Source organism: Bacillus sp. AFS029637 (assembly GCF_002584985.1).
Classification (GTDB): domain Bacteria; phylum Bacillota; class Bacilli; order Bacillales; family Bacillaceae_G; genus Bacillus_A.
Genome location: NZ_NUPZ01000016.1, coordinates 39,994 through 55,710 on the forward strand (window position 1 = coordinate 39,994; position 15,717 = coordinate 55,710).

Here is a 15,717-nt window from a genome sequence, read left to right on the forward strand (position 1 = left end):
ATCCTCCAATTGCCTATTAAACAGCTTGGCGTAATTGCTCTTCTTGTAAAACTCGCTTATTTGTATTTTCTTCTTTTCTCTGACAAACGTTATTGCGAATAAGTGCTGCAATAACAAGTAAAGTTCCTGCAATATCAAACGTTGTTATTTGATATCCTTGCATCACCATAATAACTAAAGTCGTAATGGGTACAAAATTAATAAATAAAATCCCATTAATAGACGATAAAACTTTCACACCATAATTCCAAGCAAGTAACGCTACGATACCTGGTAATGTCATCATAAATAATAAATCATATTTCACAACAGAAATCGTTTCCATACTCGGAACTGAAACATATCCAAGTGCCGTAATAATTACCGTTATTATTCCTGTGACAGTTGTACCAAATACACACGTCAACGTAGAATAGCGTAATGTTGACCAATCGCTACACGTTTGACCACCCATCGTATAAATAACCCAACCTACAACACCAATAAATATAAATGCTAGTGAAAACATGTTATCTTTCAATGTTAAAAAGAAACTCATGTCACCTTTCGTAATAACAAACACCGCTCCTACAAAAGCAATAATCATGCTCGTTATCATATACTTTTTCGGTTTTACATGCTTATATCCCCATAAAATACAAATAGAAATCATCGGCATAAGTGCTTCCATAATGGATGCTACCATTACACCTGATTTCCCCATTAACATTTGACCTAAAAATACGAGTACATTATATACAGTAAACGCCATCGTTCCAAAAAAGACGAGCAACTTTCCTCTTCCCTCTAAACGAAATGCCTGTTTTCCTTCTTTCATTAATAATAATACAATCAGTACTATCGCCACTGCTCCATAGCGAATAAGTGAAAAATAAAATGGATCTATGTATTCTAGTACATGATCAGCAACTGGAAACATCGCTCCCCATGACATACTTGCTATTAAACACGCCAAAGCGCCTATTATCATTTGACCTCTTCTCACCACAATCCTCCTCTTCTTTCTATTTGCACAAAGAGAATTGTAAAAGAAAAAATATATCACGTAAAATGATTCAAAATGATGTTAACTATCATTTATAATGATATTTAACATCAAGGGGGATCGTAATATGGAATTAAGAGACTTACAAATCTTCCAAAGCGTCGCTGAATACGGTAGTGCCAGTAACGCCGCAAAGGAATTAAATTACGTACAATCAAATGTAACAGCACGTATTAAACAATTAGAGAACGAGCTAAAAACACCGCTCTTTTATCGTCATAAACGAGGCATGACTTTAACAGCTGAAGGAAGGAAAATGCTCGTTTATGTTAATAAAATTTTGCAAGATGTTGAAGAGCTAAAACAAGTATTTTTAGATAGTGAAACACCATCTGGTATATTAAAAATCGGTACAGTCGAAACAGTAAGTACATTACCTACCATTTTGTCTTCTTACTATAAAAGCTATCCAAATGTCGATTTATCATTACAAGCTGGTCTAACGGAAGGACTTATTAGAGAAGTGCTTGATCATCAATTAGATGGTGCCTTTATATCAGGTCCTATTAAACATCCACTTATTGAACAGTACGATGTTAGTACAGAAAAATTAATGCTTGTGACACAAAATAAAGCTTTTCATATAGAAGAATTTACAACGACGCCCCTACTCGTTTTTAATCAAGGATGTGGATACCGTTCCAAACTAGAACGATGGCTTAAAGATGAAGGTTTACTACCAAAAAGAATTATGGAATTTAACATATTAGAAACTATATTAAATAGTGTAGCACTCGGTCTTGGGATTACACTCGTTCCCCAGTCTGCGGTGCAACACCTTTCTACAGCAGGTAAAGTACACTGCCATCCAATTCCCGAGAAATACGGCAGCATTTCAACAGTTTTCATACGTCGTAAAGATAGTTACATGACCAATTCGATGCGAAGCTTTTTAAAAACAATTAAAGAGCATCATCACATTAATTTGCTTTAAAAGACATTCTTACAGGAATGTCTTTTTTTCTTACAAAAATGTAAGTCTTTCGTAAGCTAATTCGATAGTTGCAGGTGACCATATTTCCTATAATTAAGACATAAGCAGGGCAACAACAATTCGAAAAGGAGCGGATACGCATGATGAACAATATGAAATCAAACAAATTTTTAAATACAATGGGCATGGTGCTATCCGCACTTGTCGATGCAAAATCTGTTGCAACTACATTAAACAAATAAGGAGAGATTATGATGAACAACATTACATTCAACAAATCAGACTTTATCGGCCTTGCAAGTGGAGCAACTCTTCTTACAGCTTTCATTTACGCACTTGCTCAAAGTCTCGTTTAACAATTCGTTTCCCCAAACCCCTTTATATATAGAGAAAGCTGCTCGTCTTATAGACAAGCAGCTTTTTAGTTTGTTTCATATATAATTTGACCTGTTTTTGTCATATCATATCCACCAATTGCTTTTAATTCATTATGAAATTCTTCCGATTGCAGAATTTCTTTCACAACTTCGATAAGCTCTTCATTTTCTTTATTCTTCAAAATTACTAAATCATACTGCTCTTTCATGATTGGAATAAAATCTACATTTACAATTTGCGAAAACTTTTCTGATCCTACCCCAACATCAGCTTTCCCATTCGCAACTTGCGAGGCAACACCAAGATGATTCGATTCTTCCCGTTCATATCCGCTAATATGTTCTTTATTTAATTTTTGAATTCGCAATTGCTCATCCACTAATACCCTAATACCAGAACCTTTTTCTCGATTTACAAATCTGATAGCAGATTGAGATATGTCAGCCCATGTCTTTATTTTCTTCGGGTTCCCCTTTTGCACATAAAACCCAACATTTCTTGCTAATAAATTAATCATAATACATGGCTGTCCCACCAAAATACGTTTTACATAAGGCACATTATACGTACCCGTTTCGCCATCAAATAAATGCAAGCTAACGATACTGCCTTCACCTTGATACATTTTCACTAGACTCGTTAAACTACCTTGATATGCCCGCAATATATTAGAATTTAGCAGACGATTTTCTATACGCTTTGCCAACATATCTAGCGTTAGTTCTTGTCCGCTAATAATACATGTATTCGAGATACGATTACCATCGTTTTTTACAGGAGTAACTTGTACCTTCCCTGTTTTCATTTGCTTTATATATTGTTCTAAATCCGCTGCATCAATGCGCATCTGTCTACCAACCCTATAAGAAGGCAGTTCACCTTTTTTAATTAAGTCGTATACAGTTAGTTTTGATACTTTTAATCGCTTTGCTACCTCTTCCGTTGTGTAGGAATGATGATCCATAGACGATTCCTCACTTTCTTTCTTCATTGTAACAAAGAAAAGAATATTTCTCCTATATTTTAAAAACAACTACATCGTTCAAATTATATTCAATTATAACTAGTTATATTTAGTTATATTTAGTTATAATTAAATATATTAAAACAAAAGGGGATTTTTTTATGAACAAGTTTACATTGCGATCCATCGGGGCACTTATACTTTCTTTTCTTCTTATATTTAGTGTTGCATGTACAAACGGAGATAAGAAAGAGAAATCAATTGCTAAAGAAGAAAAAACAGTCGAGCTGACTATCTCAGCTGCTGCAAGCTTACAAGATGCATTAAAAGAAATTGAAAAACAATATAAAGAAAAAGAGCCAAATATTCAACTTTCTTTTAACTTCGGTGCTTCTGGTGCACTTCAACAACAAATTGAACAAGGTGCGCCTGCCGATTTATTCTTCTCTGCAGCAGAAGATAAATTCCAAACCCTTGTTAAAAAAGGCTTCATTGATGAAAAAGAAGGGAAAAACCTTCTTGGAAACGAACTAGTTCTAGTCGTTCCAAAAGATAGTTCTCTTACAAAATTTCAAGATTTAAAAGATGAGAAAATCAAAAAAATTGCACTTGGTACACCCGAATCTGTACCTGCAGGAAAATACGCAAAGGCTTCTCTTACACATGAAAACCTTTGGAATGACATTCAAAATAAAGTCGTATTTACAAAAGATGTTCGCCAAGTGTTAACATATGTAGAAACAGGCAATGTTGATGCTGGTATTGTATACAAAACAGATGCCCTCATTTCAGACAAAGTAAAGATTGGCGAGAAAGCAACAGCTACCTCTCATGAGCCAATCCACTATCCTTTAGGGGTTATAAAAGAGTCTAAGCATAAGAAAGAGGCGAATTCATTTTATGAGTATTTGCAGTCAAAAGATGCGCAATCTATCTTTAAGAAATATGGATTTACAGTCCTGTCATAAGTCCAATGAACTTTGATGCTATTTTGTCACCAATCTTTCTATCTTTGCAAGTAGCTGCATGCGCCACAATAATCGTTACAATTTTAGGAACGATTATCGGGCGGGCGCTAGCACGTTCCTCCTGGAGATATAAAGTAATACTAGAAACTATTTTCTTGTTACCAATGGTACTTCCACCAACTGTAATTGGCTTTTTTCTCATTATCATTTTTGGAAATAATAGCCCGATCGGAAAGTGGATTGAATCATTATTTCAGCAGTCTATTATGTTCACATCTACTGCTGCTATCATCGCTTCTACGGTTGTTGCATTTCCGCTTATGTACCAATCAGCGAAGACAGGGTTTTCTATTGCGAATGTACAAATTGAAGAGAGCGCTCGTGACCTTGGCGCTAGTGAATATCAAGTTTTCCTACACGTTACACTTCCGCTTGCATTTCCTGCATTACTAAGCGGGATGATTTTGAGCTTCGTTCGTGCACTTGGTGAATTTGGTGCTACACTCATGTTTGCTGGGAACATTCCTGGTAAAACACAGACAATCCCAACTGCAATTTATATGGCTATTGATGCAAGTAATATGCAACTCGCTTGGACACTTGTAATTATAACGATTAGCATGTCACTTCTATTCTTATTATGTATTCAACTGATTAATAAGCGCATCACCACTTCCTAAAGCAGCTTTTTTCGAAGCTGCTTCTTTATTTCTTAGGAAATAAAATATTGGGATAGGAAATAACCGAATTTTACTTTTTATTCAAATATACATTTTATTTGAATTTACTTTCTAAAATAGGCAATTTCCTGTTATTATATGGAGGTGTTTCAAAAATTGAAGAAATGAAAACGCATTTATATCGTAAGTTCTTCATCCTGTTTTAGCGATCGGTAATCTTCTACTCTATTAGTGGTGCATTACCGATCGTTAGAACGATATGTAATTATATTGGTATAGTGAAATGAAGGGAGTCTTGTAATGGACATTTTATTAGCGCTTCTTCCTGCGATTGCATGGGGAAACATCTTATTAGTAAGCGTAAAAATGGGCGGTGGTGCATATAGCCAAACGGTAGGTATGACAATCGGTGCTCTATTCTTCGCAACAATTATGTATGTATTTACTCAACCAACTTTAACAATGACAGTCTTGATTGTTGGCTTTATTTCGGGTTTATTCTGGGCTTTAGGACAAGTGAACCAATTAAAAACAGTTGAAAAGCTAGGTGTTTCTACTACTGTAACAATTTCTACTGGTATGCAACTTGTTGCAACTTCTATTTTTGGAGTTATCGCTTTCCATGAGTGGACTACTACAACAACGATTGTTCTGGGAACGATTGCAATCCTATTAATCGTAGTTGGTGTTGTATTCACATCATTAGATGATAAAGAAAATGCACAGCCACCAGGACAATTGAAAAACGGACTTCTTACTTTAATTGTTTCTACTTTTGGCTATCTTGTATATGTAATTATTATTCGTTGGTATAACATTGATGGTTGGTCTGCTATTTTACCACAGGCAGTTGGTATGTTTGTCGGTGCAGTTGTACTGACATCTAAACATAAACCATTTAACAAATATGCAATTCGTAATGCTTTGTCTGGTTTACTATGGGGAACAGGAAACTTATTCTTACTTCTTTCCTTACCACGTGTTGGAGTTGCGACAAGCTTCCCGTTATCTCAAACTGGTATCGTTATCTCAACTTTCGGTGCGATTGTCTTCTTAGGTGAAAAGAAAACAAAACGTCAATTGATCTTTATTGCACTAGGTAGTGTTTTAATTATCGGCGGCGCTGTATTACTTGGTATGACGAAAGCATAAGTTTATAATTTATCAATCCCTGAAGCAGTTATGCTTCAGGGATTTTTCATTGCAAACAACTATTTTTCAAATATAACAATCTCTATAGCCCTTTTTACCTCACTTCTCCTCCCTCCAATTTCATTCTTTTCTCTATAAGCCTTTTCTTTTTACAAAAATCTCTTAAAAATGGTATCGTTTTTTATAACATATTCTCATCAGAAAGGAATAAAGGACATGCCTAATAAACATCGAATTTTATTTATTGGTGCTGGTCGTATGGCAGAAGCTATATTTTCCGGATTACTGAAAACAAGCAAAGAATACATCGAAGAAATTATCGTTTCTAACCGAAGCAACGTAGAAAAGCTAGAACAATTACAAGAACAATATAATGTGTCTATTACAACAGATTGGAAGCAACATGTTACATCTGTTGATACGATTGTTTTAGCAATGCCACCTTCTGCACATGAAGAATTATTAGTGGAATTATCTCCGTTACTATCGAATCAACTTGTCGTAACGGTAGCTGCTGGCATTGGCCCATCTTATTTAGAAGAAAGACTTCCAAAAGGAACACCTGTTGCTTGGATCATGCCTAATACAGCTGCTGAAATTGGCAAGTCTATCTCCTTATATACAATGGGACAATCAGTAAATGAGATGCATCAAGAAACCCTGCAACTGCTTCTAAGAGGCATTGGTACTTCGCAACTTTGCACTGAGGAAGAAGTGCATCAACTTACTGCAGTTACTGGAAGTGCACCAGCCTTCCTTTATTACTTTGCTGAAAGCTTAATTGAAGCAACAAAGAGTTATGGAGTCGATGAAGCAACTGCAAAACACCTTGTCATTCAAATGATTTCTGGCTCTGCTTCTATGCTTGAACAAACACAAGATCCAGCTAACCTCCGCGAACAAGTAACAACACCAGGTGGTTCCACAGCTGAAGGGCTCAAAACTTTATATGAATATAATTTTTCGGAGGCAATCCAACAAGCAGTTGAAGCAACAAATAAAAAAGCTAGGGGGAAATAATATGAGTTTAACAAGTTTAAAAGACTATACAACACTTCATAATGGTGTGAAAATGCCTTGGTTCGGTTTAGGCGTTTTTAAAGTAGAAGATGGTTCAGAAGTAATTGATTCTGTAAAAGCAGCTATTAAAAATGGATACCGCAGCATCGATACTGCAGCAATCTATCAAAACGAAGAAGGCGTTGGACAAGCGATTCGTGAATCAGGTGTTTCACGTGAAGAATTATTCATTACATCAAAAGTGTGGAATAGCGATCAAGGCTATGAAACAACACTTCAAGCATTTGAAACTACATTAGAAAAATTAGGTCTAGAATATTTAGATTTATATTTAGTACATTGGCCTGTAAAAGGGAAATATACTGAATCATGGAAAGCATTAGAAAAGCTTTATAAAGATGGCCGTGTTCGCGCTATCGGTGTGAGTAATTTCCACATTCATCATTTGCAAGATGTATTTGAAATCGCTGAAATTAAACCAATGGTCAACCAAGTAGAATACCACCCACGTTTAGCTCAAGAAGAATTACACACTTTCTGTAAAGAACATAACATCCAGCTTGAAGCTTGGTCACCATTAATGCAAGGACAACTACTGGATAACCCAACATTACAAGAAATTGCGACAAAATATAATAAATCAACTGCACAAATTATTTTACGTTGGGATTTACAAAATGAAGTTGTAACAATTCCTAAATCAATTAAAGAACATCGCATTATTGAAAATGCAAATATATTCGATTTTGAATTAAGTACTGATGATATGAAAGCAATTCAAGCTTTAAATGAAAATCATCGCGTTGGTCCAGATCCAGATAACTTTAACTTCTAGTAGAAAAACCACTGCCATATGCAGTGGTTTTTCTGTTAAAGAAAACTGAAAATTTAAACTATATTTCATTAGGTTGACACTTTATTATCCGAGGTGTAAGATTTTGAATTATCAAAGAAACACAAAAATTAATAAAATTTATTCGTTTACTCATTGTATCAAGAGAGGTGGAGGGACTGGCCCTTTGAAACCTCGGCAGCAGGTTCATTTTGAATACTGTGCCACTTCCTGCAAGCTTTATGCTTGAAAGATAGAATGAGGGACTTCGTTTATATACGGGTGCATAACTTGTACGTAAAAATCCCTCTTTCTCGATCTGAAAAGAGGGATTTTTTGTTTTTCATTTCCCTCATCATCATCCAAACTTATTAATTATTTAGGAGGAAAATCAAATGAAAAAGAAGTTTGTACCCGGTATTGCATCAGTTGTAGGAGTAAGTATTTTATTAACTGGTTGCGGTAGTTATAAAAACGAAGCAAGCGGAGCAAATGCAAAAGACGAGGCACCTAGTAAACAAGTTTTAAACTTATCTTCCCCTACTGAAATACGAACAATGGATACAGCTCGTGCTACAGATACTGATTCTGGCCAAGTAATGAGAAACGTATTTGAAGGTTTGTATAATCTTGGTGAAGGTAATAAACCTGTTCCTGGTGTTGCAAAATCTCATGAAGTAAGTGGCGATAAAACGAAATACACATTCCATTTACGAGATTCAAAATGGTCAAACGGCACTCCTGTTACCGCGAAAGATTTTGTCTTCGCTTGGCAAAGAGCTGTCGATCCAACAACAGCCTCTGAATATGCATTTCTATTCTTTGATATTAAAAACGCAACAAAAATTAACAACAAAGAACTTCCAGCCGAACAACTTGGTGTAAAAGCAATTGATGACCATACGTTTGAGGTAGAATTAGAGCGTCCTGTTCCGTATTTTATTAGCTTAACAGCGTTCCCAACATTTCTACCAATTAACGAGGAATTCTTTAAAGCACAAGGTGATAAGTACGCTTTAGAAGATAATACACTCTTGTACAACGGAGCTTTTACACTAAGCGATTGGAAGCACGAACAAAGCTTTAAATTCAAGAAAAACTCTACCTATTGGGATAAAGATAATGTCAAACTGGAAGAAATCAATTTTAATGTCGTAAAAGAAAAATCAACAGAAGTGAACTTATTTGAGTCCAAACAATTAGACCGTATCAAACTAACATCTGATTTCGTGGATAAATATAAAAAGGATGCTAACTTCAAAGAACGTCCGAACGTAGGCGTACAATTTTTACGTATGAATCAACAAAACAAAGTGCTACAAAACGTTTCTGCACGCCAAGCAATTGATCAAACTATTGATAGAAAATCCTTTGTAAATACATTATTAAATGATGGCTCTACACCAACCTTTGGTCTCGTACCAAAAAACTTTGCAAAAGGACCTGACGGAACAGACTTCCGCGTTGCAAACGGCGATTTAACAAAGGTTGATACAAAATCGGCACAAGAATTATGGAAAAAGGCAAAACAAGAACTTGGATCTGAAAAAATAACGTTAGAATTATTAACAAGTGATGGTGACCTTGAGAAGAAAACTGGTGAGTTCCTAAAAGGACAGCTTGAAAAGAATTTAGATGGATTAACAGTAAATATAAAACCGCAACCGCGTAAGCAACAAGTTTCACTTTTATTAAAAGGTGACTACGAAATTGGAATTGACGGTTGGAGCCCTGACTTTGCGGACCCAATTACATTCCTTGAACTATTTACAACGAACAACCCTTATAACTTAGATCACTACTCTAATAAAGAATTCGATGACACAATTGAAAAAGTAAAAACGACTTTAGCTGGTGATGAAAAAGCACGCTTTGATGCATTACTAGCATCCGAAAAAATATTATTTAAAGACTCTGTTATCGCTCCTCTTTACCAAAAAGGTGAATCTTATTTAGAACGTTCTTATGTGAAAGGAATTGTGCAAGTAGACTTTGCAGGTCAATTAAACTTCAAATGGGCAAAAATCGAAAAATAAAGTGAAACTTTAATCAGTGGGGGTTTTGTTCATCACCCACTGATTATTAGTTGAATCAATCGGGCTTTTATGGGCAGTTGATCCCCCACCTAACGTCTTTGCTTTCGCTGAATTTTGAGGTGAGGGGCTTACTATCCATTAATGCGGGATAAATTGCAACTTTAACCAGCGTTATTCCACCATACTAATTATTTTTGCGTAAAATGCATTAAAAGCAGGTCCCTTAATGCACGAAAATCTACTTTTTTAATATATTATTTCGAGAAATTAACATTCTGTTTTTATTATTGACATATAGTTATTTATAGTGTTAATATTCTAAATAATCTAAGAAACGAAATATTTCACCATCAAAATATAATGTCTACTACGTTGAAACATATAACGTCAGATTATAGTTCAACACGTATATACATATAGAATACCTGATTACCTATAAAAAAATATTCATAATAGGTTTTATCTCCTTCTATAGCTACTTCAAGACATGGACATTATGACGTTACGAACAACACATTTAGGTAGGAAAGAACAATGAAGAAAAAAGTCGTACCTGTTGTTGCATCTGTTTTAGGGGCAAGTCTACTACTAACTGCTTGTGGGGGAAATAAAGATAATGCAAGCGGAGCGAAAGCAAACGATAAAGCAAACGATAAACAAGCAATTAACTTATCATTTGCTTCAGAAATTCCAACGATGGATGTTGCAAAAGCAACGGATGGGGAATCCATGAACGTAATGCGTAATGTTTTTGAAGGTTTATATGCAATGGGAGAAGATAATAAGCCTATTCCTGGCGTTGCTGAGTCGGTTGACATTAGCCCTGATAAAACAAAATACACATTCCATCTTCGCGATTCGAAATGGTCAAACGGCACTCCTGTTACAGCAAAGGACTTTGCCTTCGCTTGGCAACGTGCTGTAAATCCTGAAACAGCTGCTGAATATGCATTCCTATTCTTCGATATAAAGAATGCGAAACAAATAAACCAAAAACAATTACCAGTTGATCAATTAGGTATTAAAGCTCTTGATGACAAAACTTTAGAAGTACAACTAGATCGTCCTGTTCCTTACTTCTTAAGCTTAACGACATTCGCAACATTCTTACCAATTAATGAAGAGTACTTAAAATCTCAAGGTGATAAATACGGTTTAGAAACAAATCATTTAATTTACAACGGTGCTTTCACATTAGATAACTGGAAACATGAACAAAGCTTCCAGCTCAAGAAAAACCCTAACTATTGGGATGCTAAAACGGTAAAATTAGAAGAAATCAACTTCAATGTCGTGAAAGATAAGTCTACAGAGGTGAACTTATATGATTCAGGACAAATTGATCGTGTTGCTTTAACTGCGGAGTTTGTTGATAAATATAAGGGTGATCCAAACTTCAAGGAACGTGCTGAAGTCGGCATTCAATTTTTACGACTAAATCAAAAAAATGAAACATTAAAAAATCAACATGCACGCCTTGCTATTAACGGCGCGATGAATAAAAAAGCGTACGTAGAAACAATTTTAAATAACGGTGCTGTTCCAGCTGAAGGAATGGTGCCTGCGAAATTCGCAAAAAGTCCAGAAGGCAATGACTTCCGTAAAGAAAACGGAAACCTTGTCAAAGATGATGTGAAAACAGCGAAAGAAAACTGGAAAAAAGCGAAACAAGAACTTGGTACTGACAAAGTAACAATCGAACTATTAACTAGTGATAATGCTTTAGCTAAAAAGACTGGTGAATATTTAAAAGGTGAACTAGAAAAGAACCTAGATGGCTTAACAGTGAATTTAAAACCACAACCACGTAAACAACAGTTGAAGCTACTATTAAGTGGTGATTACGAAATCGGAATTGATGGCTGGGGCCCTGACTTCGCTGACCCAATTACATTCTTAGATTTATTTACAACAGATAGTGCTTATAACTTCGATAAATACTCTAACAAAGAGTACGACGAGCTAATTCATAAAGTGAAAACAGATTTAGCTGGTGATGAAAAAGCACGCTTTGAAGCAATGAAGCAAGCTGAAAAAATCTTATTACAAGACGGTGCTGTCGCTCCTTTATATCAACAAGGTCGTTCTTACTTACAACGCTCTTTCATTAAGGGACTTGTAACAACTGACTTTGGCGGTGAATTTAACTACAAGTGGACAGAAGTTGCAAAATAATAAGTGCCATAAAAAAGGTATCCAATTGTGAAGTGCACCCCAATTGTTAGACACGGTCTAACAATTAGAGGTGCATTTTTTATGCCTCTTTAACTACAGAGCTTCTTCTTCCCTTTACCATTCTTTTATAGCTAAGTAATCACTGCTACTGATTGTGTAACCAATATAATAACTAATAATGAAATAATATTTCTCTCTAAACTAACTACCAAAAATATTATTGTATAATAGCCATTTACTGCATATGTTGCGGGAAATAATTCGCCAATTGTTTGATATGTTTTAGAAAGCATCTCATGTGGTACCTATTGCACCTAAACTTACATGTTTGAACGCTAACGCAACTACCACCAGATTGTTTTAAAAACTTTTTTCATGTATCCACATACGCACAAATCATTTTTGATTTAAATTACGAATTAACCCTTGAAGCCATAAGAAAACAATTTATTGTTAACACATACATAATTACATATTTTTTGGAAAAACTTGTATAGAACGAATTTACATAAGGAGGAATTTATAATGAGAACTCTACTATCCCTTTTATTAGCTCTTATGCTAGTACCTGCATTAACAGGATGTAAAGCTCCTGCAAAAGAAGAGGCAACTTCTGATAAGAAAACGACTGAAGAAGCAAAAAATGAGGCTCCTGCAGACTTAAAACTAAACTTTAATGAATTTAGTTTAGATGCAGACTATCAAGATACGAAGAAAGACTACGAAGCTGATTATAAAAATGTAGCAGCTGATAAAAAAATGGAAGCAAAGCTTGAAGACCATAAAACAAATGCAAAGTTCACAGGTGATGAGGCTATTACAAAATTAAGCCCACTTCTACAAGAATTAAAATTTGATAAAGATACTCCTGACCAAGAAGTAATCGATCAAGTAATAAACGTGTTCAAACTTGATAAAGACTATCAAAAATTCGATTTAGAAGTTGTCTTCTCTGATGGAACGAAAAAAGAATATAAAAGAGAAATAAAATAAAGAAGTAGGCGATTGCCTACTTCTTTATTTTTTATACGGTAATTGCTTGGCTATGCTCCCATTCTTTTAACGTGAACGGTCCGTTCGTAATTAACTCTTTAGGATCTGTTTTTAATGCTATTATTTATTAAAAATCTCAGTTTTCACTTATAATAAAAAAAATTATATTAAAGGAGTTACATGATGGATCCTTTACTTCTAGCTACTATAGGATTACCATTAACAATCGTCATACTTGTCATCATCGGGTTCTACAAACTCTTCATTAAAAAGAAAAGTATTACTTCTTTTTACACCCCCTTCGATAATATTACCGGACAAACTATTTCCGAATTTCACGAAGAGCAGAAAGTGTTAGTATGTGAAGATGAAGACGGTGATGGGAAGAAGAAAAAATAACCTTGCGCATGCGCAAGGTTATTTTTTCGCTTCTGTTTGAAAACGTTTATAGTATGTTGATGCTGTTGCAAAATTAATTTCTATATCACGAATCAACGATGAATCTTCTTCTTTAGCTAGCTTCTGTAATTTTTTCATCGCTTGTTCCGATTCGTTTAAGAAACCAACATATAACTCATGTTCTTCCTCTTTCGACTTTGGAACACGAATTTCTTTACGTATATTATCAATATCTTCTAACATGCTCGTTGTTACTTTTTGCACGTCTTCTTTATATGTAGCATTCGTTATTTCCTTACCGCCTTTTTCTTTTGCCACTTCAAATAACTGTAATGCTTTATTGATTTCTTTATTCATTTTCAAATCATATTTTTCATGTACTGCACTGTATTCTTTCATCTCTTCTGTTTGTTCAGTAGATTGCTGCTCTACTTTTTCTTGTGGTTCTTTCGTATCTTTATTTCCATTACATCCCGCTAGAAGGATCATACTTCCCATTACAGCAACACCCAAAACCTTCTTCATCTTTAACTCTCCTTTTATCTACAGCTACTACTCATTATAGTTTCTTTTATCTCCACTTGTTATTATACCGAGAACATCCTACTTTTTACACTTAAGACGCTATCGTAATGTATATACCAACATTTTTGTCACAGTATCGTCACTTTATGCAAATAACTTTTGCATCACTTTACTCTATCAACTTACAAATGGGTAGAAGTTATTTCAAAAAATAAAAAAAGAGTTGATTCAAATATTTCCTTTGAATCAACTCTTTTTTATTAAGCCTCTACATTTTGTTTTTGTTGCAGTTCAAACTGCTTTTCACTTCTTCTTGCCATAAATAAATAACATAGTACAGCACCAATTTCACAAAGAGCTATCACAACACCCATCGGCAATGCTGTATTACTTCCACCAATACCTACCAGCGGCGCTACAAGTGCTCCTGAAATGAACTGTAATAAACCTAATAACGCAGATGCTGTTCCTGCTGCTTGCTTTTGATTTCTCATCGCTAAAGAGAAACCAGTTGTTGATACAACCCCAACACTTGATACAACAAGGAATAACGAACATAACACACCAATTAATCCTATTCCAAGTGCGATTGTAAGTAGTAGAGATATACCACCAACCGCCGCAATAATAATACCAGAAACAAATAATGTTTTCTCATTCACTTTTCCTGCTAAACGCCCCGTAACTTGGCTAGCAATAATAATACCAATACCGTTAATCGCAAAGAACAAACTAAACTGCTGTGGGGATGCTCCGTATATATTTTGCAACACAAATGGTGATCCCGAAATGTACGCAAACATTGCCGCCGTTACTAAGCCTTGTGACAATGCATATCCCATAAACAAACGATCTTTCAGAAGCTTTCCGTATGTTGCCAATGTTCCTGACAGACCACCTGTCTCTCTTTCTTCAGGGGGTAATGTTTCACGTAATACGAACGTCGCTGATAGTAGCATGAATATACTAATTGCTCCAAGAACGATAAAGACACCGCGCCATGTTGTAAACTGTAACAATTGTCCCCCGATAATCGGTGCCAAAATAGGTGCTGCTCCGTTTACTAACATGAGAAGCGAGAAGAATTTCGTCATTTCAGAACCTGAGTACATATCACGTACCATTGCACGTGATATAACGATACCAGCAGACCCTGAAGCACCTTGTAAGAAACGTAAAAGCACTAAACTCCAAATAGATGGTGCAACAGCACAAAGTAAAGAAGAAGCTACATAAATAATAAGAGCAATAATAAGAGGTTTGCGCCTTCCGTAAATATCACTAATGGAACCGACAAATAATTGTCCTACTGAAAGCCCAAGCAAGCAAGCTGTCAATGTAAGCTGCGCAAGGGATGCACCCGTTTGTAAATCATCTGTTAATTTCGGTAAAGAAGGCAAATACATATCAATAGATAATGGTCCAATCGCCGTAAGTGTCCCTAGTACAAGAATCATCCATAACCTGTTTGTCCTTACAGGCTTATATATTTCGTGGTTAACTCCATTCACTTTTTCCATTCACCCTTTCTCATAACTACTAAATCGTAACAATTATAGTTACAACATAAACATACGTCAAGTATAGTACATTTTCCTGTTTCATACCGTAAAAAA

At 35.3% G+C, this 15,717-nt stretch carries 15 protein-coding genes, 1 pseudogene and 1 riboswitch; of the genes and pseudogenes, 11 read left to right on the top strand and 5 right to left on the bottom strand.

What is annotated here, in order from left to right; genetic code table 11:
- Positions 1 to 16 precede the first annotated feature (16 nt).
- Entirely contained in the window at positions 17 to 985 is a 969-nt protein-coding gene (locus tag COE49_RS06745) for a DMT family transporter (RefSeq protein ID WP_098945784.1), read from the bottom strand.
- Positions 986 to 1,112: 127 nt separating this feature from the next.
- Here COE49_RS06745 and COE49_RS06750 point away from each other — a divergent pair, with 127 nt between their 5' ends.
- Positions 1,113 to 1,979 carry a LysR family transcriptional regulator gene (locus tag COE49_RS06750; protein ID WP_097903021.1) on the top strand — a complete coding sequence of 289 codons (867 nt, stop codon included), beginning with the start codon at positions 1,113 to 1,115 and terminating at the stop codon, positions 1,977 to 1,979.
- Between the two features lie 254 nt (positions 1,980 to 2,233).
- Positions 2,234 to 2,335, top strand: a complete 102-nt coding sequence (locus COE49_RS06760) for a DUF3948 family protein (protein WP_088232809.1) — start codon at positions 2,234 to 2,236, stop codon at positions 2,333 to 2,335.
- 65 nt (positions 2,336 to 2,400) lie between these two features.
- Here COE49_RS06760 and COE49_RS06765 read toward each other — a convergent pair whose 3' ends face one another.
- Positions 2,401 to 3,348: a substrate-binding domain-containing protein gene (locus COE49_RS06765; protein ID WP_088232808.1), complete on the bottom strand. Its 948-nt coding sequence runs from the start codon at positions 3,346 to 3,348 to the stop codon at positions 2,401 to 2,403.
- A gap of 134 nt (positions 3,349 to 3,482) precedes the next feature.
- Between COE49_RS06765 and modA the strand changes: the two genes are divergently transcribed.
- The 7 genes from modA (at position 3,483) to COE49_RS06800 (ending at position 12,184) form a co-directional block, all read left to right on the top strand.
- Positions 3,483 to 4,289 (top strand): molybdate ABC transporter substrate-binding protein, encoded by an 807-nt coding sequence (gene modA, locus COE49_RS06770; RefSeq protein WP_088232807.1) that lies wholly within the window; start codon positions 3,483 to 3,485, stop codon positions 4,287 to 4,289.
- 5 nt (positions 4,290 to 4,294) lie between these two features.
- Complete coding sequence (modB, locus tag COE49_RS06775; protein ID WP_088232806.1) at positions 4,295 to 4,969, top strand: molybdate ABC transporter permease subunit; 675 nt, start codon at positions 4,295 to 4,297, stop codon at positions 4,967 to 4,969.
- Between the two features lie 300 nt (positions 4,970 to 5,269).
- Entirely contained in the window at positions 5,270 to 6,121 is an 852-nt protein-coding gene (locus COE49_RS06780) for a GRP family sugar transporter (RefSeq protein ID WP_088232805.1), read from the top strand.
- A gap of 216 nt (positions 6,122 to 6,337) precedes the next feature.
- Positions 6,338 to 7,141 carry a pyrroline-5-carboxylate reductase gene (proC, locus tag COE49_RS06785; protein WP_098945785.1) on the top strand — a complete coding sequence of 268 codons (804 nt, stop codon included), beginning with the start codon at positions 6,338 to 6,340 and terminating at the stop codon, positions 7,139 to 7,141.
- A 1-nt stretch (position 7,142) separates the two neighbouring features.
- A complete protein-coding gene (locus COE49_RS06790; RefSeq protein ID WP_098841483.1) occupies positions 7,143 to 7,976 on the top strand; it encodes an aldo/keto reductase in 834 nt (277 codons plus the stop codon).
- A 152-nt stretch (positions 7,977 to 8,128) separates the two neighbouring features.
- Positions 8,129 to 8,233: riboswitch (SAM riboswitch) on the top strand.
- Positions 8,234 to 8,368: 135 nt separating this feature from the next.
- Positions 8,369 to 10,009, top strand: a complete 1,641-nt coding sequence (locus COE49_RS06795; protein ID WP_098841484.1) for a peptide ABC transporter substrate-binding protein — start codon at positions 8,369 to 8,371, stop codon at positions 10,007 to 10,009.
- 534 nt (positions 10,010 to 10,543) lie between these two features.
- On the top strand, positions 10,544 to 12,184 hold the full coding sequence (locus COE49_RS06800) for a peptide ABC transporter substrate-binding protein (protein ID WP_088232801.1): 1,641 nt from the start codon (positions 10,544 to 10,546) through the stop codon (positions 12,182 to 12,184).
- 79 nt (positions 12,185 to 12,263) lie between these two features.
- Here the strand turns inward: COE49_RS06800 and COE49_RS28320 are convergent.
- A pseudogene (locus tag COE49_RS28320) lies at positions 12,264 to 12,538 on the bottom strand (ABC-2 transporter permease).
- Between the two features lie 171 nt (positions 12,539 to 12,709).
- On the opposite strand from COE49_RS28320, the gene COE49_RS06810 reads away from it, so the two are divergent.
- Together COE49_RS06810 and COE49_RS06815 are read left to right on the top strand one after the other, a co-directional pair.
- Positions 12,710 to 13,177 carry a YusW family protein gene (locus COE49_RS06810; protein WP_088232800.1) on the top strand — a complete coding sequence of 156 codons (468 nt, stop codon included), beginning with the start codon at positions 12,710 to 12,712 and terminating at the stop codon, positions 13,175 to 13,177.
- A 183-nt stretch (positions 13,178 to 13,360) separates the two neighbouring features.
- Positions 13,361 to 13,576: a DUF3951 domain-containing protein gene (locus tag COE49_RS06815; RefSeq protein WP_098253241.1), complete on the top strand. Its 216-nt coding sequence runs from the start codon at positions 13,361 to 13,363 to the stop codon at positions 13,574 to 13,576.
- Positions 13,577 to 13,594: 18 nt separating this feature from the next.
- Here COE49_RS06815 and COE49_RS06820 read toward each other — a convergent pair whose 3' ends face one another.
- Together COE49_RS06820 and COE49_RS06825 are read right to left on the bottom strand one after the other, a co-directional pair.
- Positions 13,595 to 14,101, bottom strand: a complete 507-nt coding sequence (locus tag COE49_RS06820; RefSeq protein ID WP_088232798.1) for a hypothetical protein — start codon at positions 14,099 to 14,101, stop codon at positions 13,595 to 13,597.
- A 260-nt stretch (positions 14,102 to 14,361) separates the two neighbouring features.
- The gene (locus COE49_RS06825; protein ID WP_098253240.1) at positions 14,362 to 15,621 is read right to left on the bottom strand and encodes a multidrug effflux MFS transporter; all 1,260 of its coding nucleotides are present in this window, start codon (positions 15,619 to 15,621) and stop codon (positions 14,362 to 14,364) included.
- Between the last annotated feature and the right edge of the window lie 96 nt (positions 15,622 to 15,717).